Consider the following 25,169-nt stretch of genomic DNA (forward strand, 5'->3'; position numbering starts at 1 on the left):
AGTACCGTTCAGGAAAGTTGCCATTGATAAGTACAGCGTCATGAATTGTATTTTTTTGAATGTCTATGTCAATTACGGGGCTGTGAAAATCAAGGCTATCGAGGCTGAGTTTGTTAATTATTGTTAATGCCAGGGGTGGCTCGGCTGGATGGCCGCAGGCGGGAGTGTGGTGCTGGAGGTGTGGAATCACTATGATTGACGTTTGCATAGAAGCGATTGAAACAAGGGAGAACGCATGCAAACGAAGAAATGGTTGCCGCTGGTTATGTTGTTGAGCCTGCAGGCGGCCTGGGCCGGATCGGCTCAAGAACTCGATTATGGCGCCTATGGCATAGACCTGAAGGGCATCGACCACTCGGTGCGCATCCAGGACAACATCTCGCTGTACGCCAACGGCGCCTGGATGAAACGGGCCGAGATCCCGGCCGAGCGCTCGTCCACCGGCGTAGCCGAATATCTGTACGACCTGAACCAGCAGCGCGTACGCGACATCATCGAGCACGCCGATGCCGCCACGGCCGAAGGCCGCAAGGTAGCGGACCTGTATCGCAGCTTCATGGACGAGGCCGCCATCGCCAAGCGGGGGCTGAGCGCCTTGCGCGCCCAGCTGGACGAGATTGCCGGCTTGGCTTCCGCGCAGCAGGCGGTGGCGTATATGGCCGGCTTGCAGACGCAGCTGGTAGACACGCCGTTCCGCTTCTATGTGGGGCAGGACCCGAAGAACTCTTCGGTTTATCTGGCCGGGGTGAACCAGTCCGGCCTGGGGATGGAACGGGATTACTACCTCAGCAAATCGGCAGACTTCGCCAAGGCGCGCCAGGCGTATCAGCGTTATCTGGGCAAGCTGCTCACTTTGGCAGGCGAGAAGCATGCCGAGCGCCGCGCCAAGGCGGTCTACGCGCTGGAAGACAAGCTGGCGCGCATCCAGTGGAGCAATGTCGAGAACCGCGACATCCAAAAGACCTATAACAAGGTGGCCGTGGCTGACTTGCCCAAGACCTTGCCCGGTTATGACTGGACGCGCTTATTGGCCGGCGCGCAGTTGTCCGCCGCCACGCATGTCAATCTGGACCAGCCGAGCTATCTGGCCAAACTGTCCGGCTTGCTGGCGCATACGCCGCCGGCGGTGCTGCGCGATTATCTGACGCTGCGCACGCTGGACGTGTACTCGCCTTACCTGGACCAACCCTGGGTGGCCGCGCATTTCGACTTCTACGGCAAGGCGCTTGCTGGCCGCGGCGCGGACCGGCCGCGCTGGAAGAAAGCGGTGACCCTGGTCAACGATGGCTTGGGCGAGGCGGTGGGCAAGCTGTACGTCGAGAAGTATTTCACGCCCGAGGCCAAGCGCCAGGCTGACGAGCTGGTGCACAACCTGCTGAAGGCCTACGACCAGAGCATAGACACGCTGGATTGGATGGAGCCGGCCACCAAGCAGGAGGCCCACGCCAAGCTGTCCAAGTACATGCTGAAGATAGGCTACCCGGACAAGTGGCGCGACTACTCCGCGCTGGAGATCAAGGCCGACGATCTGGCCGGCAACGTGGCGCGCATCAGCGCGTTCAACTACCTGCGCGACGCCAAGCGGCTGGGCCAGCCGGTCGATCGCGCCGAATGGGGCATGACGCCGCAGACGGTCAACGCCTATTACAACGCCGCCAATAACGAGATCGTGTTCCCGGCGGCCATCCTGCAGTCGCCTTACTTCGATCCCCGTTTCGATCTGGCGGTCAATTACGGCAGCATCGGCGCCACCATCGGCCACGAGATCAGCCATGGCTTCGACGACCAGGGCCACCAGTTCGACGGCGACGGCAATATGCGCAACTGGTGGACGCCGGCCGACGAGAAGCACTTCAAGCAAGTGACGGCCCGACTGGTCAAACAGTACAGCGCTTTCGAGCCGGTGAAGGGCCACCGCGTCAACGGCGAGCTGACGCTGGGCGAGAACATTGCCGACAACGCCGGCCTGGAAATCGCCTACAAGGCCTACCAGATCGCCCTGGGCGGCAAGGACGCGCCGGTGATCGACGGCTTGACCGGCGACCAGCGCTTCTTCATCGCTTTCGCCCAGTCCTGGCGCAGCAAGAGCCGAGACGCGGCCACGGTGCAGCAACTGGTGTCCGACCCGCATACGCCGGATATCTGGCGGCCGATCGGCACCGTCAGCAATCTGGACCCGTTCTACCAGGCTTTCGGCGTGATGCCCGGCGACAAGATGTATCTGCCGCCGGAGCAGCGTTTCCATTTGTGGTGGTGAGTCGATGGGGCAATGAAAAACGGCAGCGCGAGCTGCCGTTTTTCCTGGCTGGCCGCTAGGGGCTGTTGACGTTTGGTAAGTGGATCGCGTTTGAGCCGATTTGGGCCGGAAGCAAGGCGCGCAGTCCGACGCATAGTCATTCTATGCAAGGGCTGGGCAACGTGGCTTCCGGCCCAAAGCGGCCAAACCCGCAGGGCCGGGCGCCTTTCGCGCCGACTCTTCGTTGTTCCGCGCTGGCAGAGAATGACTATGCGGCGCGCGAAACGCCTCGATTCGTCGCAAAACGCATCCCGGCGCGACCGCTCACCAAACGTCGACAGCCCCTAGGCTCAGAAGCTCAAGCCGGCGCCCAGATAGACGCCGTCGGCCAGCCGGCGGCTGCGGCTGTCGTCGTCGCGGCGGACGTCGAAGTAGCGGTAGCCTGCCTCCACGCTGAGCGGGCCGAACGCGTTCCAGCGCACGCCGGCGGCGTAGTCGTTGACGCGGTTGACGCTGCCGCTGGCGAAGCTGCTGGGCGCGTAATAGGCTTGGCCGAACAGCTTGATCTTGGGCGAGACATTGAAGCTGGCGCGGCCGCCGATCAGCGTGGCGGTGGCGGAGCCGCTGTCCGGCGACAGCGCCATCAGCTTGCCGCCGGCGGCTACCGTCAGCGGGCCGAGCGGCAGCGCGAATTCCAGGCCGGCGCCGCCGGCGCTGCCTTTGTGGTCGTCGCGCAGGTAATCCAGATTCAGGCCGATGCCGAAGCCGTCCGGCGTGCGCTGGAATTGCTGCGTGCCGTTGCCGAAACCGGCGATGTAATCGGCGGCGTGGGCGCCGCCGGCCAGGCCAGCCAAGGCCAGCGCGAGTGCGAAATGCTTCATGCGGTAATTCCTGTTGGGTTCAGACGCAAGAGATAGTGACCAATTTCTAAAAAACAAGTTCATTGAACGGCATGGCCGCCGTTGCGGTTTACGGCCGCGCAATACAAAAAAGCCCGGTAGGACCGGGCTTGGGGGCGGGACCGTTGCCGAGGCTGGACTCAGCTGTTCAGCCGCTGCTCCAGCGACAGCACCATGGCCTTCAGCGCCGCCACTTCGGCCTCCAGCGCGGCCACGCGGCCAGTCAGGCCCACGTCTATCACTTCGCACGACGGCGCCGGCGCGGCTTGGGGCTCGCCGGACAGTAGATGGCACCAGCGCGCCTCGCGCTCGCCGGGCTGACGCTCCAGCTTCATCACCAGCGGCGGATACTTGTCAGCCAGCGCGTTCAGCGCGGTTTCCACTTCCTCCACGCCGGAGAAGGTGTACAGGCGGCCGGAGCGGGTGCGGATTTCGGCGGTGGTCTGCGCGCCGCGCAGCATCAGCATGGCCAGCGCGGCCAGCTTGGCGCCTTCGATATTCCACTCGTAGTTGAGCCTATGCTCGTACTTGGCCACCCGGCTGCCGGCCGGCATGCGCTCGGCCACCAGCTTCTTGGCGATCAGCGCATCCAGCGCCGCGCTGATGTCGGCCTCGGACAGCTGCATCACCGGTTCGCGGCTGGTCAGCTGGTTGCAGGCGCTGGACAGGCCGTTCAGCGTCATCGGGTAGGCGTCCGGCGTCAGCGCTTGCTTTTCCGCCAGCGCGCCCAGCACGCGCACTTCGGCCGGGTCTAGTTGATGCGTGTCCATATCTTCTCCATGGCAAGACGATAGCGTGATGATGGCAGCAAATCGGCCGTTCGTCCCGCCATGCGCTCAATTCTGCTGCCGTTTTTCCAGCGCTTCCAGCTGGCGCAGGCGGCGGATCTCGCGGCGGCGGCCGTCACGCTCCTCCTCATCCAGCGCGCGGTACAGCGACACCGCCATGCCTATCATGATCAGCATGAAGGGCAGCGCGCTGACGATCAGCACCGCCTGCAGCGCTTTCAGGCCGCCGCTTTGCAGCAGCACCAGCGCGATGGCGGCCAGCAGCACGCCCCAGATCAGCTTGAGGCGGTGGCTGGGATTCAGGCTGCCGCCGCTGGTGAACATGCCCAGCACGAAGGTGGCCGAATCGGCCGAGGTGATGAAGAAGATGATCACCAGCAGCATGGCCAGCAAGGACAGGACATGGCCGCCCGGCAGTTGCTCGAACATCACGTACAAGGCGGTGGAGACGTCATGCTTCACCGCGCCGACCAGATCGACGCCGCCGAACAATTGCATGTCCAGCGCGGTGCCGCCGAAGGCGGAGAACCAGACAAAGCTGGCCAGCGCCGGCACCAGCAGCACGCCGACCATGAATTCGCGTATGGTGCGGCCGCGCGAGACGCGGGCGATGAACATGCCGACGAACGGCGCCCAGGTGACCCACCATGCCCAGTAGAACAGCGTCCAGTTGGCCATCCAGGTGCCCTGGCTGAACGGCGACATGCGCAGGCTGCTGCTGGTCAGATTGCCCAGATAATCGCCCAGCGTGGTGGTGAAGGTATCGAAGATGAAGCCGGTGGGGCCGAGCAGCACCACAGCCAGGAACAGCAGGATGGCCAGCACGATGTTCAGATTGGACAGCCACTTGATGCCGCGCGACAGGCCGGTCAGCGACGACAGCAGGAACAGCGCGGTGGCGATGACCACGATGGCCACGGTCAGCCAGTCCGAAGGCGCGATGCCGAACAGCATCTGCATGCCGCTTTCGATCTGCAGCGCGCCGAAGCCCAGCGTGGTGGCCACGCCGAACACGGTGGCCAGCACCGCCAGCACATCGATGGCGGTGCCGATGGGGCCATCGACCCGCTTGCCCAGCAGCGGACGGAAGGCCGCGCTGATCAGCCCCCTCTGGCCGCGGTTGAACTTGAAGTAGGCCAGGGCCAGCGCGGTCAGGCTGTATACCGCCCATGGATGCAGGCCCCAGTGGAAGAACACATGGCGCATCGCCAGGCGCGCGGCTTCGGCCGATTCCGGCGCGGTGGACGCGCTGGCCGGCGTGGCGAAGTGGGACAGCGGCTCGGCCACGCCCCAGAACACCAGGCCGATGCCCATGCCGGCGGAAAACAACATGGAGAACCAGCTCATGCGCGAAAATTCCGGTTCGTCGTCCTCCTTGCCCAGGCGGATGTGGCCGAAGCGGCCGAAGGCCAGGTACAGCGCGAACACCAGGAAGCCGAACACCGACATCAGGTAGAACCAGCCGAAGCGGGAAATGGTGAAGCTCAACCACTGCGAGGCGGTATGGGTCATGTGCTCCGGGGCGACGACGCCCCACAGCGCGAATAATACGGTTAGCAATAGCGACAGGCGTAAGACCATCAATACTCCTATGCGTGGCGGCGCGGCACGGCCTCGCGCGAGGCGCGCGCCGCTGGAAATGGAAAGACGGGCGGCTCATGGGGAGCGCCATGGACGCCCGCTTGGCGGGCGCGGGATGGATAGCGTCAGCACGGATTCATAAGCTTGCTGTTTATGGCGGCAAGCTGGATCGCGGCTGGATGGCTATCGTGCGGAATTCATGAATAAAATCAGCTTGTTGATTTTTAGACTAGCACCATTAGCATTTTATTGTAAACCTGGCGGGCGCGATTCCGCCTGCCGGGCGGCGCGGCGCGGCGCGGCGCGGAGCGGCTTGACAGCCCGCGCCGGCTTCGCCAACCTGTCGCGTTTATGGGACGGCCCTGGCCGGGAGTGGACATGATTCGAGTGGATGTTTTGCTGGTGGAACAAGGACTTGCCGCGTCGCGCACGGCGGCGCAGAACCTGATTGCCGCCGGCCGCGTCAGCTGCCGGGGACAGGTAGTCGGCAAGCCCAGTCAGAAATTCCCGGCGAATGAGGCATTCGACATCGTGGCCGACGAGGCCGACCGTTTCGTCTCGCGCGGCGGCCTGAAGATGCAGGGCGCCTTGGCGGCGGCCGGCCTCGCCGTGGCCGGCTGGAGCGCGCTGGATGTGGGCCAGTCCACTGGCGGCTTTACCGACTGCCTGCTGCAGTCCGGCGCGCGCCGGGTGGTAGGGGTGGATGTGGGGCACGAGCAATTGCACGCCAGGCTGCGAGAGGACGCCAGGGTGCGCTACTTCGAGGGCGTCAACGCCCGCGCGCTGGATCACGCGGCGCTGTTGGCAGCCAACGACGGCGACGGCTTCGACCTGATGGTGTGCGACGTGTCCTTCATCTCGCTGAGCCTGGCGCTGCCCTCGGCCTTGCCGCTGCTGAAGCCGGGCGGCCGCTTGCTCAACCTGGTCAAGCCGCAGTTCGAGGTGGGACGCGAGGGCTTGTCCAAGGGCGGCATCGTCCGCGACGAGAGCCTTTACCCGCTGGTGCAGGACAAGATTAACCGGGTGTTGGCCGAGCAGAACATGCAGGTGCTGGCCTGGTTCGACAGCCCGATCAAGGGCGGCGACGGCAATCACGAGTTCTTCGTCCACGCCGTCCGCCGCTGAAACCAGAAACGGCCCGCGCAAGGCGGGCTTAATCGACGCTGATGTCGTCGTCGTCCTGGCTGCGCACCACCAAGAGCGGCAAGTGGCTGCGGCGCAGCACGTCTTCGGCGAAGCTGCCCAGGAACAGATGGGCCAGGCCGCTGCGGCCGTGCGTGCCCAATACGATCAGGCTGGCTTGCTGCGAGCGGGCATAGCCCAGCAACAGGTCGGCCAGGTCATGGCCGCCTTCCCAGCTTTTTTCCATATGGCTGACCACATTGGTCAGGCCGGCGTTGCGGGCGATCTGCTGCGCGCGCGCCAGCGCTTCCTCGCCCTGCTTCAGCACCAGGTCGTAGCCCGGGTCGCCGGCGTAGACGCCCAGGCTGTCCACGGCCAGGTCGCGCAGGCTGGCGATATGGATCAGGGTCAGGCGGGAATCGGCGAATTTCGCCAGGCGGATGGCCTCGTTCAAGGCCTTGTCGGAATTATTGCTGCCGTCTATCGCGGCGATGATGTGGCTGTACATCGGCGGCTCCTTGGCATACATCTGCTTGGTGGGATGACTTCAGCATACCGCGGCATGGCGGGCCTTGTCTTGCGGGGCGAGCGCGGGTGTTGATCCAAAGCAATGAAACGAAAACCCCTGGATGGCGAGGGATGCCTGTGGATAAGCCGCGCTGTCGACGCGCGCCCCTCCCCCTTCGGCCCGAGAAACCCCGGCGAAACAGTTTTGCGACAGGGGAAGTTAAGCCGCCGCTTTTTGATCGGCGGCGCCTGGCGCAAGACTGTTTCGTCGGGGTTTCTCGGGCCGTCGGGGTCGCCTGGGGTGGTCAGGGGGCTGGCGAGACAGCCCCCTGACACGTCCGGCGGGCGGAACCGCCTTGAAAATCATCGTCCGCGCAGCGGACTCCGTCGATCTCATCGGCGGCTGGCGGAGTCGGTCAGACCAAGAACCCCAAGTACTGCCGCTCCCAACTGGTGATCTGGCGGTGGTAGTCGTTCAGCTCCACCTCCTTCACCGCCAGATAGGCGCGGCAAAAATCGGCGCCGAACAGGGCTTCGGCCGCATCGCCGGCCGCCATGGCGGCGCAGGCTGCGTCCAGCGTGGACGGCAGGCTGGCGGCCTGCTGCTTGAACACATTGCCATGCGCCGCTTCGTCCGGCGTCAGGCCTTGTTCGATGCCGGCCAGGCCGGCGCCCAGGCTGGCGGCCAGCGCCAGATAGGGGTTGGCGTCGCAGCCGGGCAGGCGGTTCTCCACCCGGCGCGCCTCCGGCCCCGATACCGGCACCCTCAGGCCGACCGAGCGGTTGTCCAGGCCCCAGCTCAGATTGACCGGCGCCGCCATGCCCTTGACGAAGCGGCGGTAGGAGTTGGGGTTGGGGCAGAACAGCGGCATCAGTTGCGGCAGGAAGCGCTGCAGGCCGGCGATGAAGCCGAAGAAGGCCGGGCTGGCCGAGCCGTCGGCCTGGCTGAATACATTGGCGCCGCGGCGGTCCACCACGCTCTGGTGCAGGTGCATGGAGCTGCCGGGCTGGCCGGACAGCGGCTTGGCCATGCATACCGCGCTCAGGCCGTGGCGATGGGCGGTTTCCTTCAGCGCGGTCTTGAACAGGAAGGTGTGGTCGGCCAGCTGCAGCGCGTCGCCGTGCTTCAGATTGATCTCGAACTGGCTGGGGCCCATCTCGTGGACGCAGGTATCGGTGGCGATGCCCAATACCTCGCAGGCGCGGTAGAGGTCGTCGAAGAACGCTTCCAGTTCTCCCAGGGCGGAGAAGCCGAAGGCGTCGAAGCCGGTTTCGCGGCGGCCGCAGGGCAGCGCCGGCGGCTGGAACGGCTGGGCCGGATCGCCATGGGCGGCGAACAGGTAAAACTCCAGCTCCGGGGCGACGATGGGCGTCCAGCCGCGGGCGGCGTAGCGCGCCAGCAGCTGTTTCAGCACGGAGCGCGGCGCCAGCGGCGACAGGCTGCCGTCGTGGTCGACGCAATCGCAGATCACCAGCGCGCGCGGCGTCTTGGCCCAGGGGACCAGACGCAGGGTATCGTAATCCGGCAGCAGGGTGACGTCCGGATCGTGTTCGCCATAGAAGCTGTAGTCGGGGAATTCGCCGACACAGCTTTGCAGCGGTACCGCGCGGGCGATGCGCAGCTGCTGCCCTTTGATGAAGGCGGGAGCGGGCAGCGTCTTGCCACGGGGGAAACCGTGTACGTCGGCGAAGGCGAGTTCGACATCTCTCGCCTTGCTCTGTTGCAGCCATTCGATGAGGCCTGCCGGCATGCGGGCATCAGACATACTTTTCTCCACTGAAGCGTGCTGGGGTTCCTGTCTGTCCTCAGTTTTTCTTCTTGCTGTCATGGAGCGTTTGCCCGCAACCATTATGCCAGCCGCAACGGCGGCGGCAAGTGTCTTGCTGCCTACAGGCGGAAACGGCCGACGGTTTGCTGCAGGTTGGCGGCCTGCTGATCGATGGCGCGCACCGCCTCCACCGCGTGGCTGACCGAGTTCTGCGTTTCCTCCACCACGCCGGCCACCTGCTCGACATTGCCGGCGATATTGGTGCCGGCCTGGCTCTGCTCGCCCATCGCCACCACCACATTGTGGACATTTTCCAGCGCGCTGCTGGCCTGTTGGCTGATGGCTTGCAGCGTGTCGGCCGCCTGCTTGACCTGCTCTACGCCGGACTGCACCGCCGGGCGGATCTCGTCCATGCGGCCGGAGACATTGCCGGTCTCGTCGATGACCGCCTGCACGATGCTGCTGATCTCATCGGTGGCGCTGGCGGTGCGTTCGGCCAGTTTACGCACCTCGTCGGCCACCACGGCGAAACCGCGGCCCATCTCGCCGGCGCGCGCCGCCTCGATGGCCGCGTTCAGCGCCAGCAGATTGGTCTGGTTGGCGATGTCGCGTATGGTCTCGGCGATGCTGCTGATGCTGCGGCTGCGCTCGGCCAGCTGCGCCACCATGTCGCTGGCGCCATGCACCTGGTCGGCAATGCGGCGGATGCCTTCGGCGGCGTCGCCGGCCAGCGTCTGGCCCTGGCGCGCCAGCTCGGCGGTGTCGCGGGCGCCGGTTTCGGTGTCGCGGGTGCTGGCGCTGACGTGGTCTATGCTGACCGATAGCTGCTCGATGGCGGCGGCGGCCGAGGTGGTGGACGAGCTGGCGATGCCGGATACCTCATGCACCTTGTCCATGTCGCGCGTCAGCTGGTGGCAGGACTGGTTGATGCTGGCGCTGGCGCGGCCGATTTCCTCTATCATGCCGCGCAGCTTGCCGCGCATGTCGCGCATGGCGCCGAGCAGGCTGTCGCCATCGCCCTTGACCTGAATGTCCACGCTGAGGTCGCCGTCGGAGATGGCCTTCACCACCTCGGCGGCATAACGCGGCTCGCCGCCCAGCGACTGCAGTATCGAGCGCGACATCCAACCCACCAGCACGCCTAGCACCACCACGCACAGCACCGCCACCAGCAGCAAGCGGCGCGCTTCGCTCCAGAACAGCTGGTCGATGTCGTCGATGAAGATGCCGGTGCCGACGGTCCAGCCCCAGGGGTCGAAGCGGAACACGCCGTTCAGCTTGGGGAACTCCTCGCTGCCGCTGCCGCGCTTGGTCTGGATCACCAGCACGCCATAGTGGTCCTGCTGCATCGCGTCTTCATAGGCTTGCACCGTGGTGCGGCCATCCGGCAGCTTGCTGCCCATGTCCACCTTGCCGACGCGGGCCTTGCTGGGGTGGAACAGCACGGTATGTTCTTGGTTGCGGCCGAAGAAATAGATGTCATCGACTTTCATCGCCGAGAGCGCGGCGATGGCCTGCTTTTGCGCCTCGGCGCGCGGCATGCCCTGGGTTTCCAGCTGTTGGAAATGGCTCAGGGTGTTCTCGGCCATTTTCAGCAGGTGCACGATTTGCTCGCGCTTTTCCTGATGCAGGGTGGCGCGGGTAGACAGCAGGGCGACGGTGGAAAGGCCCAGCAGCGCGACCAGGCTGGAGACGATGATGATGATCAGGCGAGTATTTAGCTGCATGTTCGACACTCTTGAGCAAGGGAACCGACCGCAGGATGGGCCGTGCGTCCGCTTCCGCCGGACGGCGGCGCGGCACGCGACTGAATTATGCTTTTTCGTTGTTACAGTCTAGCTCAGAGCGCAAATATCAACATTGGAACTTTCCCTGACGGCTAGGGGCTGTTGACGTTTGGTGGGCGGTCGCGCCGGGATGCGTTTTGCGACGAATCGAGGCGTTTCGCGCGCCGCATAGTCATTCTCTGCCAGCGCGGAACAACGAAGAGTCGGCGCGAAAGGCACCCGGCCCTGCGGGTTTGGCCGCTTTGGGCCGGAAGCCGTGTTGCCCAGCCCTTGCATAGAATGACTATGCGTCGGACTGCGCGCCTTGCTTCCGGCCCAAATCGGCTCAAACGCGATCCACTCACCAAACGTCAACAGCCCCTAGCCATATCGCCGCCGCGAACAGGCGGCGACAAAGCGCCATCGCAAGGCCGTCCGCGATGCGGGCGCAGACGGCCTTGCAGCCAAGGCCCGATGGCCTAGCGCGTTTCTGCCGCGCAGGGCAGGCGGCCGCTCTTGATGGCGGCGTCGAACAAGGCGTAGTCCTTTTCCACCTGATCGGCATAGGCCACGGCGTAGTCGGCCAGGGCCTGATCGAACTTGTCGGATTCGCCCAGGTAGCCGGCGATCTCGGCGGCGCAGCCGCCTGACTTGGCATGCGCGCGCGCCAGCGTCCAGGCGCAGGCTTGGCCGTAGCTGGCCAGTTCGTCGCCGTTGGCGAAGGTTTCCAGCGCCGGCGCGCCCTTCATGTCGCGCAGCTGGCGCATATAGAAGTGGCGGTCGTCCGCGCTGTGGGTCCAGCCCAGGAACAAATCGCTGGTGGCCTGCATCAGCCGCTGGCCGAACACCACGCGCTTGCCCTGATTGCCATGCACGCATTGCTGGGTGAACGGCTCCAGCACCGAGGCGCGCGCCTCCTTCAATTGCAGGAACAGCGGCTGGTCGTAGTCGTCCTGCAGCAGCAGCACCAGGCAACGGGTGCCGACGCTGCCGACGCCGACCACTTTGAACGCCACGTCCACCAGGCGGAAGCGTTGCAGCAGTTCGCGGCGGTCTTCCTTCAGGGTGGCGATGTAGTGGTTCAACATGCCCTGCACCTTGGCCAGGCTGTCATCGCCCAGCCAGTCGTCGCAGGCGGCCAGCGGGCTGTCGTGGTCGTCCAGATGGAAGATCACCGGCGGATTGTCGCGCAGCCGCAAGACGCCGTCCTCGTTCTCGGTCATCTTGGGCAGCAGGCGTTCCTGGGTCTGGCTGCGCGCCTTGTCGGCCACTTTCATCAGTTGCTGGCGCATGCCTTCGTCGGACGCTTGCGCCAGCAATTGCTCGAAGCCGACGCGGCAGTACCACAGGTCCAGCTGGCTCATCTGGGAGAAGGCGTGCAGGCGGCGGCGATAGGTGCCGCACAGCCGCAGCACGGTTTCGCGCGCGGTGGCGGCGCTGAAGCCGCGGCTGCGCGAGGCCAGCACCAGGCTGACCGCCAGCCGTTTGACATCCCATTCCCACGGACCGGGGTGGGTTTCGTCGAAATCGTTGATGTCGAAGACCAGCTGCCGTTCCGGCGAGGCGAAGAAGCCGAAATTCATCAAATGCGCGTCGCCGCAGATTTGCAGGCTGATGCCGCTATTCGGGCTGGCAGCCAGGTCTGCGGCCTGGATCATCGCCATGCCGCGGAAAAAGGCGAACGGCGAGGCATGCATGCGGGCGTAGCGCAAGGGCGCCAGCGCCGGCACGCGGCCGATGGAAGTCGATTCCACCAGCGCCACCACGTCGCGCTTGGGTGCCAGGGTGCATTCCGCCTGGCGGGTGCGAGAGCATTGCTGACGGCGCGCCTTGCCGTCGGCGTAGTGTTGTTCGTATTTGCGGTGCGGGGCATTAGGCATCGGGCAGGTCCATGGCTTGGGCGATGAGGAATAGTGTAACCGTTCCGGCATCGGCTTTAGGTCTGAAAACGGTCAGCGTTGCCCACAGCTTGTTCTCGATTTATCCACATTATGCACAGCCTCTTGTGGATGAGTCGCTTTGTGCACAGTGTTTGGCCACTTTTTGCACAGGGTTTTCCCAGCTTATCCAGATTGTCCACAGCGGTTCGCGGGATAAGCAAGTTATTCACAGCGGTGTGGCGCCGCATTGCCGCAATAGACGTTTCCATGCCGGGCTCAGCGGCAAGCCGTTCAATTCCACGTTAAGCTTGCTGCCGTCGCCGTTGGGCAGGATCTCCACCGCCGTGCCGGAGGCGTCGCTCTGCGGATTGCGCATGCGCAGGCTGTGGCTGCCGTCGCTGGCGTCCACGCGCTCGATGAAGTCGGGCGGAATATGCAGTTTGCGCAGCCCTTGCTGCAGGCAGTCGGTTACCTGGGCCGGCGTGTGGCGGGAGGCGAGATCAGGGTTGGCGGGCGCCGCGCGCAGCGGCTGCAGCGCGCTGATTAGCAGAACAGATAGAACGGAAAACAGGCGCAACTTGGACATCGGGCGTGGCATCGGATGGTGATTGACGATGCCGGTTGGTGCCCATGCCGCCGCCGCTGGTTCCGGCGACGGCGGCGGCAAGTGTTAAGCGATGTTACGCGAAGCGTTCGCCCGGTTGGCAGCCGCGCAGGAAAGCCAGCATGTCTGCGACGCGGGCATCGCCTTCCGCCGGCGCCCAGGCTGCCAGATCGCCTGGCGGTATCGGCTGATACGGTCCGCGTTTGACTTCGAACACCACGGTGCCCGGCTGCAGCGAAACCACTGAATGCCAAGTGTCGGCCGCCATCTCGAACACGCGCGCGCCGCCTTCGCCCAAGCGATGGCGGGCGACGACGGTTTCGCCGGCGGCATCGAACTCTATCCAGTCCAGCGCGCCGTTCAGCACGATCAGCAGCTCCGGGCTGCCCGGATGGCGGTGCGGGCGGACATAGGTGTCCGGCTCCATGGCGATGGCCAGCCGCTGTATGCCATCGTCCAGCTGTTCGTGCAGATTGTGGTGGGCGCGCAGGCGCGGCGCACAGGCAGCTTTGGCCGACAGGTCGGCCAGGTCTTGTTGGGTCAAGGTTTTCATTTTATGGAGCCAGCGGGATAACAAAGCGCGATTATGGCGCGAAACGGCTGGCGTGTCCTGGCGGGCGCGGCTTGACCAGTCTGGCCATCTCCGCGCACGGATTCGAGGCGGCAGCGCCGAGGGCGCTGGCCTCTTGCTTGGTTTTTACTGCCGGATCTGCCCATCTCCCAGCACGATCCACTTCTGGCTGGTCAGGCCGGTCAGGCCGACCGGGCCGCGGGCGTGGATTTTGTCGGTGGAGATGCCGATTTCCGCGCCCAGGCCGTATTCGAAGCCGTCGGCGAAGCGGGTGGAGGCGTTGACCATCACGCTGGCGGAGTCCACCTCGCGCAGGAAGCGGCGGGCGCGGCCATAGTCCTCGGTGACGATGGCGTCGGTGTGGTGGCTGCCCCAATGATTGATGTGCTCGATGGCGTCGTCCATGTCTTTCACCACGCGCACCGCCAGAATCGGCGCCAGGTATTCGGTGGCCCAGTCGTCTTCGCTGGCGGCGATCACCTTGTCGCCCAGGATGATGCGCGTGCGCTCGCAGCCGCGAAGTTCCACGCCTTTCTCCCAATAAGCGTCGGCCAGGCGCGGCAGCATGAATTCGGCGAAGGCCGCGTGCACCAGCAGCGTTTCCATGGTGTTGCAGGTGCCGTAGCGGTGGGTCTTGGCGTTCAGCGCGATGTCGAACGCCTTGTCCGGATTGGCGGTGTCGTCGATGTAGACATGGCAGTTGCCGTCCAGATGCTTGATCACCGGCACGCGCGCTTCGGCGCTGATGCGGGCGATCAGGCCCTTGCCGCCGCGCGGCACGATCACGTCCACGTATTCCGGCATGGCGATCAGTTCGCCCACCGCGGCGCGATCGGTGGTTTCCAGCACCTGCACCGCCTCGGCCGGCAGGCCGGCCACGCGCAGGCCCTCGTGCACGCAGGCGGCGATGGCCTGGTTGCTGTGAAACGCCTCCGAGCCGCCGCGCAGAATGGTGGCGTTGCCGGACTTCAGGCACAGGCCTGCGGCGTCGGCGGTGACATTGGGGCGGGCCTCGTAAATGATGCCGACCACGCCCAGCGGCACCCGCATCTTGCCCAGCTGGATCCCGGACGGGCGGTAGCTCATCTCGCTGACCTCGCCTACCGGGTCCGGCAGCGCGGCGATCTGGCGCAGGCCGTCGGCCATCGCCAGCACGCCCTTGGCGCTCAGCGTCAGGCGGTCCAGCATGGCGGCGTCCAGGCCGGCCCGGCGCGCGGCGTCCAAGTCTTGTCGGTTTGCCGCCAGCAGCGTGTCCTGATCGCGGACGATGGCGTCGGCGATGGCCAAGAGGGCGGCGTTCTTCTGTTGCGTTTCGGCGCGGGCCAGCAGCCGCGACGCTTTGCGCGCGGCCTTGCCCAGTTGCTGCATGTATTCTTTCACGTTCATGGCGGATGGCCCTGCATGCTGTCGATTTACGAATTGTTTGCAGCTTAAACCAAAGCCGGGCCTCGGGCCAGCCGCCCGGATGGGCGGGATTGGTTATTGTCCGGCAGGCGGCTCTCGCCAGCGCGCCGGCGGCACGACGACCTGAGCGGCCGGCTGCTCGACGAAGTGCGGCGACATGATCTGCACGCCGAACTCGTTGAACGCGTCCAGTATCTGGCCGTGCAGCGCGTCGCGCAGCTGCGGCGATTGGGCGTCCGGCAGGGCTTTGGCCTGCAGTTCGTATTCGATATAGAAATCTTGCAGCGCCAGCTTGCGCACCTGCGGCGGGCAGGCCGGATCGATGCCGGGCGTGCGGCGCGCCGCCAGCTCCAGCAGCGCCTCCACCTGCCGCCATGGCGTGTCGTAGCCTATGGTGACGCGGGTGGCGATCATCGCGCCGGCCGTGGCGTGGTGCCGGCTGTAGTTGCTGACGCGGCCGCCCACCGTCACGGCGTTGGGAATGGTGATTTCATAGCCCTGCCCGGTGATCAGCTTGGTCGACAGCGTGGACAGCTCGCTGACCGTGCCCTCCACCTCGCCTATCCGGACATAGTCGCCGGGGCGGAAGGCGCGGGCGTAGATCAGCACCAGTCCGCTCATCGCATGGTTCATCAGGCCGGCCGAACCCAAGGTGACCATCAGGCCGAAGAACACGCTGACGCCCTTGAAGGCGTCGCTGCCCGCTCCCGGCAGGTAGGGGTAGGCGACGATCAGCGCGAACAACCACAGCACCACCGCCGCCAGCCGACGGGTGGCGCCTACCGTCTCCGCGTGCAGGCCGGGCAGTTCCAGCTGGCCGCGCTCCACCGCGCCGAACAGCAGCGTCAGCGCGCGGTTGGCCAGCCGGGTCAACAAGAAGATCACCGCCACGGTGGCGAGGCCGGGCAGGGCGGACAGGATGTCGTCGACGATGGTTGACAGCAACTGCCAGAACGATTGGCCGAGTTTGCGTCCCAGCGGGCGGGTGGCGGGGAAGCGGCTGAGGGTATAGCTGAGCCAGACATAGCCGGCGACCAGCGCCGACAGCAGCGCAGTGATGTCCACCAGCTGGCACTCCGCCGCGCGCAGGAAGCGGACCACGTCGAAGCGGCCGGACAGCCAAGGCAGGCGGCCGATAGGCTGCCGCGCCAATCTGCCGCGCGAGGCGGAGCGGATGCGGGCGATCAGCGCCAGCGCGGCGACGAACAGCGCGCTGGCCAGCAGCGCCAGCAGGGTGGATGTGGCGATTTGTTCCGGCGACCGCTGCTCCAGCGCCGCCTGGCGCAGGCCGTTGAGCCGCGCCTGCACCCGCGCGGCCGCCTGTTCCAGCGTCAGTTGGTCGCCGGGGTCGAGATCGTCGCCCAGGATGGTCAAGAGCGGCTTGCCGTTGATGCTCAGCGCCATGCCGCGCAGGCGCGGATCGGCCAGCGGCTGATACCGCACGGTCTGCTTCAGGTCTTCGTCGTCCAGCCCGCGGATGCGCTGCAGCGTGCGTTGCAGGCGCTGCTCCGGCGTCAGGCCCGCCTGCTCCGCCTGGAAGACGAAGACGGGCTGGTTTTCCAGCTCCAGCGTGCGGGCGCTGTCCTGGGGCGAGGGATTGGCGCGCGGCTCGGCGGCCAGCGCCGGCAGGCACAGCATCAACAATAGACAGAAACGGATCAGGGCCATGGCGTCTCCGGTGTCAGGATACGCAGCGGCCCGGAGGGGCCGGCGATGCCTATATCATCGCACAGCCACCGCCGCAGAGGCATGCTCAGTGGTTTTCCGGCTGCATCTTGGCTAGTTCGGCCGCGCGTTCGGCGGTGGCGCGCAGCGCGCAGTCGGCGCCGACCAGCGCTTCGGAGCTGCCGCCGTCCGGATCGACATAGGCCTGGCAGTTGGCGTCGCGATATTGCAGCCACAGCCGCTGCGCCGCCAGCAGCCGGGATTTGCGCTTGGCCGACAGCTGGGCCATCAGCTTCTGGTAATTGTCGTTCAGCAGCTTGTCCTGGCGCGCGTGCTCGGCGGCGATGCAGTTCAGCATGGAAGCGGTGGAGGCGGCCTGGTTCATGCACTGGTCGTAGTCGCCGCTGTACTGCGCGGCCTCGTCGCCGCAGGCGAGGGCGGGGGAAGACAGCAGGCCCAGCAGCAGGGCGCTGGACAGGGTGGTGCGTAGGGTCATGACGATATGCCTGTACAAAGGAAAAACGCCCCCGGCAGCGGGGGCGGATGCACTATAGCAGACGGGCGGGCCGGCGCGGCACGCGGCCGCGCCCGATCACAGCGCCAGCGCGCCGGTCAGGTCGCCCGGCGGCTGCGCGCCGCGTTCTCGGAAGGCTTGGTTGCGCAGCTTGACGCCCTCCAGCTCCGGCAGGCCGTGCAGGCGGCTGATGAAGCGGATGATGGAGGTGGTGTCGTAGAAGGTGTGGTCGACATGGCCTTTCTTGGCGAACGGCGACACCACGATGGCCGGAATGCGGCTGCCCGGACCCCAGCGGTCGCCCTTGGGCGGCGCCACGTGGTCCCACCAGCCGCCGTTTTCGTCGTGGGTGATGATGACCACCATGTTTTTCCACTGCGGGCCGCTCATCAGGTGCTGCAGCACATTGGCCACGTGGCGGTCGCCGCTTTCCACGTCGGAATAGCCGGCGTGCATGTTCAGGTTGCCCTGCGGCTTGTAGAAAGTCACCGCTGGCAGCTTGCCGGCCACCACGTCGGCGAGGAAGCGGTTGCTGATCGGGCTGTCGCCCAGGCCGCCGTCGCGCAGGTGTTTCTCGCGGGCCTGGGTGCCGGGCGCGAAGTTCTTGAAGTAGTTGAACGGTTGGTGGTGGTACTGGAAGTTGGGGATATCCGGTCCGCCCTTGCCTTCCAGCGCGGCTTGCCAGCCGCCGCCGTACCAGGCCCAGCTGACGCCCTGGCGCGACAGCAGGTCGCCGATGGTGTCGTAGGTCTGCGGCGGCAGGGTGTTGGCGTCGGCCGGATCGGCGTAGCGCTTGTCGCCGCCTTCGGCCGGCTTGATGTAGCTGGGCTGGAACGGCGGCGCCATGGTGTTGACCGCGTAGCCGTCCGGCGTGATGGCGCCGTTGTTGACGAATTGCGGCGGGCCGTCCATCGCCGAGGTGGCCTGCTTCACTTTCAGTTTGTAGCCTTGAGGGCCGTCGTCCAGCACGGCGATCTTCTTGGCCGCCGCGGTGTCCTTGGCGTTGAAGTATTCCGGGGTGCGGGCCGAGATCAGGAACTGGTGGTTCAGGTAGGAGCCGCCGAAAGCCGCCATGAAGAAGTTGTCGCACAGCGTGTATTGCTGGGCGATCTTCCATTGATTCAGGTTCTTGGCGGTTTCGCTGTAGTAGCCCATCACCAGCGCGCCGGAGTCGGCCCAGGCGACGAACTGGTCGTTCTTGCCGCCGTTGATCTGCATCTGGTTCTGGTAGAACAGATGCCACAGGTCGCGGGTGATCACGCCTTCCGGCAGCAGCTGGCCATCGGCGTCCTTCAGCGGGAACGGGGCGTTGGGCAGATTCTGGATGGCGTTTTCGTCGATCAGATAGTATTTGCCGCCCACGTTCTGGCCGCGCTGCACCAGGCCGCCCCAGATCTTGGGCAGGGTTTTCAGCGGCGCGCCGTCGCGGTCCAGCTGGGTGCAAGCGGCGGCCGGGGCTTGCGCCAGCGGATATTTGACGCCGGGGAAGTTGCCGTAAAGGTTGTTGAAGCTGCGGTTTTCCAGATAGATCACCACCACGTTTTTCACATGCTGGCGCAGCTTGGCGTCGAGCGGGCCGTGGGCGGCCGGCGCGGCTTCCGCGCTCGCGCTGACTGCGGCGGGCAGCACGCTGGCGGCGCCGATGGCGGCCAAGCCTTCGAACAGGCGGCGGCGCGACGGGTCTTGAGGCTGGGTGGTTTCGGGAGCGGGTTTGAGCGGGTCGTGTTCCGACATGGCAGGGTCCTCTATCCTTGGCGATTGGAATGGGAAAGTGCCGACACTTTACTCCGCTTCAATGAACATCTGAAAGCGTTTAGGCGTTTTATATAAGCCGCTCAGCTGCGGCGATGATGGGCGATCAGCCGCGCCAGCGCGCGCTTGACCTCAGGGTTGCCGATGCAGTCCGCCGCCTGTTCCATGCCGTCCAGCGCGTTTTCGCTGATGGCCAGCCACTTCGCCCGCTTGGGTTGGGCCTGTTGCAGCGTCACCTTCACTTTGACCTTGGACGCCGGGTAGCCGCGCTCCGCCAGTTGCGGCAGCAGGCCGGGCGCCGTCATGCGCAGCCGGGCGGCGACGATGCCGTTGTCGGCATGCAGCACCAGCTCGTCGTCGCGGATGCGCACAGCGCGACAGGCTTCCGCCAGCGCCGGCGGAATCAGCTTCTTGAAGGCGCGGTCCAGCGCCATCAGCTCCTGCGCGGCGGCGGTCAGCCGCGACAGATGGCTGTCCTGGCGGGTGATGTCTTTGAGCGGTCGTCCGGACATGAGGCGAGAGGGGAGGGCGGTTGATGCCGTATTGTAGCATCGCGCGGGCTGTCGGCTTGCGCTCAAACCAAACAGGCGCCGCTGAGGCGCCCGTCGTTCGGCTGGCCGGCAGGCTTACTGGCCGCCTTCCACGTCTTCCAGGCTGAAGGTTTCGGTGTGGTCGTTGTAGGAGAAGATTTCGGCGTAGCGGCCCCAGCTGATCACGGTGTCCAGCGTTTCTTCGGCCGACTCGTCCGACAGCGAATCCTCCAGCTCCTGGGCGAAACGCAAGCGTGGCGCGCGCTGGCCCGGCCGTTCCTGCAGCACCTTGCGGATGTGGGCGGCCATGGGCACATTGCGCAGCAGGTGCTCGGCGAACAGCACCTTGCGTTCCTGGGTGCCGTAGTCGGCGAACAGCTTGCCGGCGGTGGTCAGCAGGATGTCGCCGTCTTTCAGCTCGACGAAGCCCAGGTGCTCCAGGATTTCCGCCACCGGGAACAGATCGTCCACTTCCAGGCGCAGCTTTTCCGCGATTTCCGGCATGTCGGCCTTGCCGAAGTACGGTTCCTGCGCCACTTCCTCGATCAGGCCGGCCATCAGGTTGGTCGACACCTCGGTCAGATGGCTGCCGATTTCCAGCGGCAGCTTGTGCATGGTGTGCGCGCTGCGGCGCGCGGTCATCAGCGCGTAGATGTCGTCCACCATCTTGCGGAAGGCCGGGTCCAGCCGGTTGCGGCGGTGCGGGAACGGCACCTTGATCTCGGCCACCACGCGGCCGGGATTGGATGACAGCACCAGGATGCGGTCGCACATGAATACCGCTTCCTCGATATTGTGGGTGACGATCAGCACCGACTTGATCGGCAGCTGGCCTTCGCTCCACAGGTCCAGCATGTCGGTGCGCAGCGTTTCCGCGGTCAGCACGTCCAGCGCGGAGAACGGCTCGTCCATCAGCAGCAGGGTCGGGTTCACCACCAGGGCGCGGGCGAAGCCGACGCGCTGGCGCATGCCGCCGGACAGCTCGCGTGGGTAGGCGTTTTCAAAGCCGTCCAGGCCGATCAGGTCGATGGCGGCCAGCGCGCGCCTGCGGCGCTCCTTCGGCTCCACGCCCAGCGCTTCCAGGCCGGCTTCCACGTTTTGCAGCACGGTCAGCCACGGGAACAGCGCGAAGGTCTGAAACACCATGGCCACGCCTTCAGCCGGGCCCTTCAATGGTTTACCGCGGTAATTCACGTCGCCGCTGCTTTGCTGGATCAGGCCGGCGATGATGCGCAGCAGCGTGGATTTGCCGGAGCCGGAGCGGCCCAGCAAGCCGACGATCTCGCCTTCGCGCAGCGTCAGGTTGACGTCGTCCAATACCTGGATTTCATCGGCGCCCTTGGCGAAACCGCGGCAGACGTTCTTCAGCGAGAAGATTTCTTGTCCCAGGGTGGTGGTTTCGTGAGTCATGCTTGCCCCCTTAGTTGAGACGGAGTTTGTTTTCGGCGATGGCGTACATCGGGCGCCACAGCAAACGGTTGAACAGGACGACGAACAGCGACATCGCGACGATGCCGAGCAGGATCTTCGGGTAGTCGCCGGCGGCGGTGGTTTGCGCGATGTAGGCGCCCAGGCCGTGGGCCACCACCTTGTCGTCGCCCCAGGATACGAATTCGGACACGATGCTGGCGTTCCAGGCGCCGCCGGACGCCGTGATGGCGCCGGTGACGTAGTACGGGAAAATGCCGGGCAGCATGACTTGGCGCCACCATTGCCAGCCGCGGATGCGGAAGTTCACGGCGGCTTCCTTGAAGTCGTTGGGAAAGGCCGTGGCGCCGGCGATCACATTGAACAGGATGTACCACTGGGTGCCCAGCACGATCAGCGGCGACAGCCAGATGTCCGGGTTCAGCTTGAAGTGGACGATGAATACCACGAACACCGGGAACAGCAGGTTGGCCGGGAAGGCGGCCAGGAACTGCGCCAAGGGCTGGACTTTTTCCGCCAGGGCCGGACGCAGACCGATCAGCACGCCCAGCGGCACCCAGACCACCGAGGCCAGCACGATCAGCAGCGTCACGCGCAGCAGGGTGATCAGGCCCAGGCCGAACACCCGCAGCACTTCGGAGAAACCGACCTCCTTGGCGATGAAATGCACCAGCAGATTGGCGCTGTAGAGGGCGAACACGGCGACCAGCGCCCACCACAGCATATCGATGCCGCGCGACACCGGCGTATGGTCTTCCGAATGGATGCCCTTGGGCAGGCTGAAATTCAGGCGCAAGTGGGCGATGCGGCGGATCAGCTTGCCGAAGGGCTTGAGCAGCTGCTGGATGGAGCGGGTGCGCTGGATCAGGTTCAGCACCCAGGATTCCGGCGCCGTCTGGCTGGCGGTGTCCTCCAGGCGGAACTTGTCGGCCCAGGCCACCAGCGGACGGAACAGGAACTGGTCATAGATCAGGATCACGATGGACATGGTCAGGATCACCCAGCCCACGGCCGCCAGGTCCTTGTTCTGGATCGCCAGCGCTAGATACGAGCCGACGCCCGGCAGGGTGACGGTCTTGTCGCCGACGGTGATGGCCTCGGACGCGACCACGAAGAACCAGCCGCCGGACATGCTCATCATCATGTTCCAAATCATGCCCGGCATGGCGTACGGCACTTCCAGCTTCCAGAACTTCTGCCAGCCGCTGAGCCGGAGATTGACGGACACTTCCTGCAGATCGCGCGGCACGGTGCGCAGCGACTGGTAGAAGCTGAAGGTCATGTTCCAGGCCTGGCTGGTGAAAATGGCGAAGATGGCCGCGCATTCCGCCCCCAGCACGCGGCCAGGGAACAGGGCGATGAAAAAGGTCACCGTGAACGAGATGTAGCCGAGCACCGGCACCGATTGCAGGATGTCCAGAATCGGCACCAGCAGCAGGCCGGCGCGGCGGCTCTTGGCCGCCAGCGTGCCGTAGATCAGCGTGAAGACCAGCGCCGCGACCATCGCCGCCAGCATGCGCAAGGTGGTGCGCAGCGCGTATTCCGGCAGATGGCCGGGGTCCAGCGTGATGGGAATGGTTTGCAGCGCGGTGATCGGCGCCCAAGTGGCGCGAATGCCGGTAGTGGCCAGCAATAAAAAGCCGAGGATCAGCGGAAACGCGATCAAATCCCAGCGGTTGGGTATCAGCCGCCGGGCGGTGGCGGGCATGAAGTGGCGGACGGCGGTGGTCATCAGGCCTCTCCGGTTTTATAGGATTGTTCCGGTGGCCCGCGGCCTTGCGGCGAGCGGGCCGTTTTTTGCTGGGGCGCCGGACGCGGGAAACGCGTCACTTTACCGTAGCACTGCCGATGCCGGTTGGAATGCTGCGGGCCGGCTGCCATGCCGCGGCGGGCATCGCGGGAAAACGCGCCAGATGATTGCCGAGAAGGTTCCGGTCAGGGCATGAATGCTACCAGAGAAGCCATAAAACCATTGTTAAAAACGCGGTTGGATAGGCGGTATTTTGTGACGAAATGTACTAGCTGGAATTGAAGCCGGAAGCGGCCGCGCCGCAACGCCGACAAGGCGCTGCGACGCGGCGCGGCGGCGGCTTACAGCACGTTGACGGCCGGGGTGCCGGACGCGACTTCCAGCGTTTGCGTGCTGGCGGTGGCCGGCGACGGCGCCACCCCGTTCACTAGCTTGGCCATCTTGTGGAAGGTGCAGCTGAGCTTGGCTGGCGTCAGCGTGACCACGGCGTAGCCCTGTGCGTCGGTATCGACGTATTTGAGCCAGTTGCCGTTGAATTGCTTCAGCGTGTTGTTGAAGGTGTTGACGGTCTGCCCATTGACCGTTTGATAGATCAGCGGCGCGGCCTTGGCGAAAGCCGGCACGGTGTCCACCACGTTCTTGAAGTAGCTGAAGAAGGAGTTGCTGGAGATGCCGGCGGTGACCAGGTCCACCATCACGGGGGTGGGGCTGGCCGCATCGTAATCGTCCATCACCGGGCCGGCGAAGAAGGCGTGGATGTCGCCGGTGATGCCCACCACGTTGGCTATGCCATTGCTCTTCAGGAAGCCCATCAAGGCCTTGCGCTCGGCATTGTAGCCATCCCATTGGTCGGCATTGAGGATGTACTGGTCCAGCAGCATGGATGGCGGCAAATTGCTGTCCAGCACCGGCTTCACCGCTGCGGCGAACATGCCTGCGCTGATGGCGCCGCTGCTGAGCGTGGCCAGCAGCGCTTGGGTGTGGGTGTAGCTCAGCACCGGCGTGGCGCCGCTCTTGTCGGCCGCCAGCAGGTCTTGATACAACGCGCCGGCCAGTTGCTGTTGCGCCGCGCTGAAGTCCATGCCCTGCTTGGCCAGGGCGGCGATCAGTCCTTGCGCCAGCAGGCCGGCCACCGCCATGGTGCCGTCCACGCCCATGCGCAGCAGCGACACCTCATTGCCCCACAGTTTCCAGGTAGTGGACGCGCCCTGCATCTGTTGTTGCCACCAGTTGCGTTGCGTTTCGCCCAGAATGGAGACATTCAGCAGATTGCCGCCGGTCGAGGCCATCTTGGCCGCCTCGGCCTGCGCCAGCGCGGATTTCGGCACAAAGTAGCGGCTGCCCAGATTAGCCAGGCCGGTATTCGGCACCGCGGTTTCCGGAATGATGTGGTCGGAGCGGTACAGGCGCTGGTCGGTCATCACCAGAGTGGCCAGATTGCCGAAGCTGAAGCTGCGGTAGATCTGGATGTTCTGGAACGAGGGATTGGACAAGTCGATGCTGACATCGGCCGGCGTGTATTCAAACCAGGCCTGGCTGGCGCTGCGGCGGCGCGGAGTGTTGGGCACGCTGTCGTCGCCGGGATAGTAGACCTGGCGGTCTTGCCAGCAGTCGTCGGAAAACTCGTGATCGTCCCAGATCGAGATCACCGGGAAATTGGCATGCACCGCCTGGATGCGCGGATCGGAGCGGTAGCTTTTGTACAGATAGCGGTAATCGGCCAGCGTGGTGGCGTAGATGGCGCCATCGGCGCGTTTGGTGCCGTTGGGCAGCGTCAGCGCAGCGTGCCGGGTCTCGTTGTTGCCGTTCTGGAAGCCCGCGCCGACGGTTTCATAAATGTAATCGCCGACGTGCATCACGAAATCCAGATCCAGCTGGGCGATTTCGTCGAAGGCCCCCCAGTGGTTGACGCTCCAGTCCTGACAGGTGATATAGGCGAATTTCAGCTGCGAAACGGCGGTGCCGGGGGCGGGCGCGGTCTTGGTGCGGCCAATGGCGCTGCTGGTGCCGCCGGTGAGGAAGCGATAGTAATAGGTGGTGGCGCTGGACAGCCCGGTGACCTTGTGGCGGACGGTATAGTCCCAGGCCGGGTCGGCGCTGAGCGCCTGGTTGACCAGCAGATTTGAAAAGTCCCGCTTGTCGGAAAGCTGAACGGTGACGGACAGCGAGTTGGCGCCGTCTCCGCCGTCTACGCGGGTCCACAGAATGATGCTGTCCGGCCGCGGATCGCCGGAGGCTACGCCCAGGCCAAAGGCTTTGCCGGCGGCCAGTTGGCTCTGCCCCGCCGCAGCGCTTGCGCTGCCATCGCCCCCGCCGCCGCAGGCGCTCAGCCCGGCGCTGGCTGCCGATACCGTCAGAAAACTGCCCCACTTGAGGAATTGCCGCCTATCCATCGCTGCTCCT

General features: G+C 65.2%; 19 protein-coding genes. 2 read left to right on the forward strand and 17 right to left on the reverse strand.

Annotated elements, in window-relative coordinates; translation table 11 throughout:
• Positions 1–235 precede the first annotated feature (235 nt).
• The gene (locus QUG01_RS12250; RefSeq protein WP_500830392.1) at positions 236–2,257 is read left to right on the forward strand and encodes a M13 family metallopeptidase; all 2,022 of its coding nucleotides are present in this window, start codon (positions 236–238) and stop codon (positions 2,255–2,257) included.
• Positions 2,258–2,586: 329 nt separating this feature from the next.
• Here QUG01_RS12250 and QUG01_RS12255 read toward each other — a convergent pair whose 3' ends face one another.
• From QUG01_RS12255 to QUG01_RS12265, 3 genes are all read right to left on the reverse strand, one after another.
• A complete protein-coding gene (locus QUG01_RS12255) occupies positions 2,587–3,117 on the reverse strand; it encodes a YfaZ family outer membrane protein (protein ID WP_158248829.1) in 531 nt (176 codons plus the stop codon).
• Between the two features lie 158 nt (positions 3,118–3,275).
• Positions 3,276–3,905: a YceH family protein gene (locus tag QUG01_RS12260; RefSeq protein ID WP_500830393.1), complete on the reverse strand. Its 630-nt coding sequence runs from the start codon at positions 3,903–3,905 to the stop codon at positions 3,276–3,278.
• Positions 3,906–3,971: 66 nt separating this feature from the next.
• The gene (locus tag QUG01_RS12265) at positions 3,972–5,504 is read right to left on the reverse strand and encodes a glycine betaine uptake BCCT transporter (RefSeq protein ID WP_500830394.1); all 1,533 of its coding nucleotides are present in this window, start codon (positions 5,502–5,504) and stop codon (positions 3,972–3,974) included.
• 378 nt (positions 5,505–5,882) lie between these two features.
• Here QUG01_RS12265 and QUG01_RS12270 point away from each other — a divergent pair, with 378 nt between their 5' ends.
• Entirely contained in the window at positions 5,883–6,629 is a 747-nt protein-coding gene (locus QUG01_RS12270) for a TlyA family RNA methyltransferase (protein WP_500830395.1), read from the forward strand.
• Positions 6,630–6,657: 28 nt separating this feature from the next.
• On the opposite strand, the gene QUG01_RS12275 is transcribed toward QUG01_RS12270, so the two are convergent.
• The 14 genes from QUG01_RS12275 to QUG01_RS12340 all read right to left on the reverse strand — a co-directional run bounded on the left by QUG01_RS12275 (position 6,658) and on the right by QUG01_RS12340 (position 25,159).
• Positions 6,658–7,134 (reverse strand): universal stress protein, encoded by a 477-nt coding sequence (locus QUG01_RS12275; protein WP_071108667.1) that lies wholly within the window; start codon positions 7,132–7,134, stop codon positions 6,658–6,660.
• A gap of 415 nt (positions 7,135–7,549) precedes the next feature.
• Positions 7,550–8,899, reverse strand: a complete 1,350-nt coding sequence (locus QUG01_RS12280) for a glutamine synthetase family protein (protein WP_500830396.1) — start codon at positions 8,897–8,899, stop codon at positions 7,550–7,552.
• A gap of 122 nt (positions 8,900–9,021) precedes the next feature.
• On the reverse strand, positions 9,022–10,629 hold the full coding sequence (locus QUG01_RS12285; protein ID WP_500830397.1) for a methyl-accepting chemotaxis protein: 1,608 nt from the start codon (positions 10,627–10,629) through the stop codon (positions 9,022–9,024).
• Between the two features lie 518 nt (positions 10,630–11,147).
• Complete coding sequence (locus QUG01_RS12290; RefSeq protein WP_500830398.1) at positions 11,148–12,548, reverse strand: DUF2252 domain-containing protein; 1,401 nt, start codon at positions 12,546–12,548, stop codon at positions 11,148–11,150.
• 226 nt (positions 12,549–12,774) lie between these two features.
• Complete coding sequence (locus tag QUG01_RS12295) at positions 12,775–13,134, reverse strand: hypothetical protein (protein WP_500830399.1); 360 nt, start codon at positions 13,132–13,134, stop codon at positions 12,775–12,777.
• A gap of 94 nt (positions 13,135–13,228) precedes the next feature.
• Entirely contained in the window at positions 13,229–13,705 is a 477-nt protein-coding gene (locus QUG01_RS12300) for a WbuC family cupin fold metalloprotein (RefSeq protein WP_500830400.1), read from the reverse strand.
• Positions 13,706–13,849: 144 nt separating this feature from the next.
• On the reverse strand, positions 13,850–15,109 hold the full coding sequence (locus QUG01_RS12305; RefSeq protein WP_500830401.1) for a glutamate-5-semialdehyde dehydrogenase: 1,260 nt from the start codon (positions 15,107–15,109) through the stop codon (positions 13,850–13,852).
• 93 nt (positions 15,110–15,202) lie between these two features.
• Positions 15,203–16,795, reverse strand: a complete 1,593-nt coding sequence (locus tag QUG01_RS12310; protein WP_500830402.1) for a mechanosensitive ion channel family protein — start codon at positions 16,793–16,795, stop codon at positions 15,203–15,205.
• A gap of 85 nt (positions 16,796–16,880) precedes the next feature.
• Positions 16,881–17,288 carry a lysozyme inhibitor LprI family protein gene (locus tag QUG01_RS12315; RefSeq protein ID WP_500830403.1) on the reverse strand — a complete coding sequence of 136 codons (408 nt, stop codon included), beginning with the start codon at positions 17,286–17,288 and terminating at the stop codon, positions 16,881–16,883.
• Positions 17,289–17,384: 96 nt separating this feature from the next.
• Complete coding sequence (locus QUG01_RS12320) at positions 17,385–19,040, reverse strand: acid phosphatase (protein WP_500830404.1); 1,656 nt, start codon at positions 19,038–19,040, stop codon at positions 17,385–17,387.
• Positions 19,041–19,141: 101 nt separating this feature from the next.
• On the reverse strand, positions 19,142–19,570 hold the full coding sequence (locus QUG01_RS12325; RefSeq protein ID WP_500830405.1) for a DUF721 domain-containing protein: 429 nt from the start codon (positions 19,568–19,570) through the stop codon (positions 19,142–19,144).
• A 114-nt stretch (positions 19,571–19,684) separates the two neighbouring features.
• Positions 19,685–20,998: an ABC transporter ATP-binding protein gene (locus QUG01_RS12330; protein WP_500830406.1), complete on the reverse strand. Its 1,314-nt coding sequence runs from the start codon at positions 20,996–20,998 to the stop codon at positions 19,685–19,687.
• Positions 20,999–21,008: 10 nt separating this feature from the next.
• Positions 21,009–22,748: an ABC transporter permease gene (locus QUG01_RS12335; protein WP_500830407.1), complete on the reverse strand. Its 1,740-nt coding sequence runs from the start codon at positions 22,746–22,748 to the stop codon at positions 21,009–21,011.
• A gap of 359 nt (positions 22,749–23,107) precedes the next feature.
• The gene (locus QUG01_RS12340) at positions 23,108–25,159 is read right to left on the reverse strand and encodes an alkaline phosphatase D family protein (RefSeq protein WP_500830408.1); all 2,052 of its coding nucleotides are present in this window, start codon (positions 25,157–25,159) and stop codon (positions 23,108–23,110) included.
• Positions 25,160–25,169 lie beyond the last annotated feature (10 nt).

The organism is Chromobacterium sp. CCUG 76385, from assembly GCF_059916625.1.

Excerpts from the sequence above, each read along its gene's own strand:
- QUG01_RS12330 (WP_500830406.1), bottom strand. The coding sequence starts at position 20,998 with ATGACTCACGAAACCACCACCCTGGGACAAGAAATCTTCTCGCTGAAG.
- QUG01_RS12335 (WP_500830407.1), bottom strand. The coding sequence starts at position 22,748 with ATGACCACCGCCGTCCGCCACTTCATGCCCGCCACCGCCCGGCGGCTG.
- QUG01_RS12295 (WP_500830399.1), bottom strand. The coding sequence starts at position 13,134 with ATGTCCAAGTTGCGCCTGTTTTCCGTTCTATCTGTTCTGCTAATCAGC.
- QUG01_RS12250 (WP_500830392.1), top strand. The coding sequence starts at position 236 with ATGCAAACGAAGAAATGGTTGCCGCTGGTTATGTTGTTGAGCCTGCAG.
- QUG01_RS12325 (WP_500830405.1), bottom strand. The coding sequence starts at position 19,570 with ATGTCCGGACGACCGCTCAAAGACATCACCCGCCAGGACAGCCATCTG.
- QUG01_RS12280 (WP_500830396.1), bottom strand. The coding sequence starts at position 8,899 with ATGTCTGATGCCCGCATGCCGGCAGGCCTCATCGAATGGCTGCAACAG.
- QUG01_RS12305 (WP_500830401.1), bottom strand. The coding sequence starts at position 15,109 with ATGAACGTGAAAGAATACATGCAGCAACTGGGCAAGGCCGCGCGCAAA.
- QUG01_RS12290 (WP_500830398.1), bottom strand. The coding sequence starts at position 12,548 with ATGCCTAATGCCCCGCACCGCAAATACGAACAACACTACGCCGACGGC.
- QUG01_RS12270 (WP_500830395.1), top strand. The coding sequence starts at position 5,883 with ATGATTCGAGTGGATGTTTTGCTGGTGGAACAAGGACTTGCCGCGTCG.
- QUG01_RS12315 (WP_500830403.1), bottom strand. The coding sequence starts at position 17,288 with ATGACCCTACGCACCACCCTGTCCAGCGCCCTGCTGCTGGGCCTGCTG.
- QUG01_RS12275 (WP_071108667.1), bottom strand. The coding sequence starts at position 7,134 with ATGTACAGCCACATCATCGCCGCGATAGACGGCAGCAATAATTCCGAC.
- QUG01_RS12285 (WP_500830397.1), bottom strand. The coding sequence starts at position 10,629 with ATGCAGCTAAATACTCGCCTGATCATCATCATCGTCTCCAGCCTGGTC.
- QUG01_RS12260 (WP_500830393.1), bottom strand. The coding sequence starts at position 3,905 with ATGGACACGCATCAACTAGACCCGGCCGAAGTGCGCGTGCTGGGCGCG.
- QUG01_RS12255 (WP_158248829.1), bottom strand. The coding sequence starts at position 3,117 with ATGAAGCATTTCGCACTCGCGCTGGCCTTGGCTGGCCTGGCCGGCGGC.
- QUG01_RS12300 (WP_500830400.1), bottom strand. The coding sequence starts at position 13,705 with ATGAAAACCTTGACCCAACAAGACCTGGCCGACCTGTCGGCCAAAGCT.
- QUG01_RS12320 (WP_500830404.1), bottom strand. The coding sequence starts at position 19,040 with ATGTCGGAACACGACCCGCTCAAACCCGCTCCCGAAACCACCCAGCCT.
- QUG01_RS12310 (WP_500830402.1), bottom strand. The coding sequence starts at position 16,795 with ATGGCCCTGATCCGTTTCTGTCTATTGTTGATGCTGTGCCTGCCGGCG.
- QUG01_RS12340 (WP_500830408.1), bottom strand. The coding sequence starts at position 25,159 with ATGGATAGGCGGCAATTCCTCAAGTGGGGCAGTTTTCTGACGGTATCG.
- QUG01_RS12265 (WP_500830394.1), bottom strand. The coding sequence starts at position 5,504 with ATGGTCTTACGCCTGTCGCTATTGCTAACCGTATTATTCGCGCTGTGG.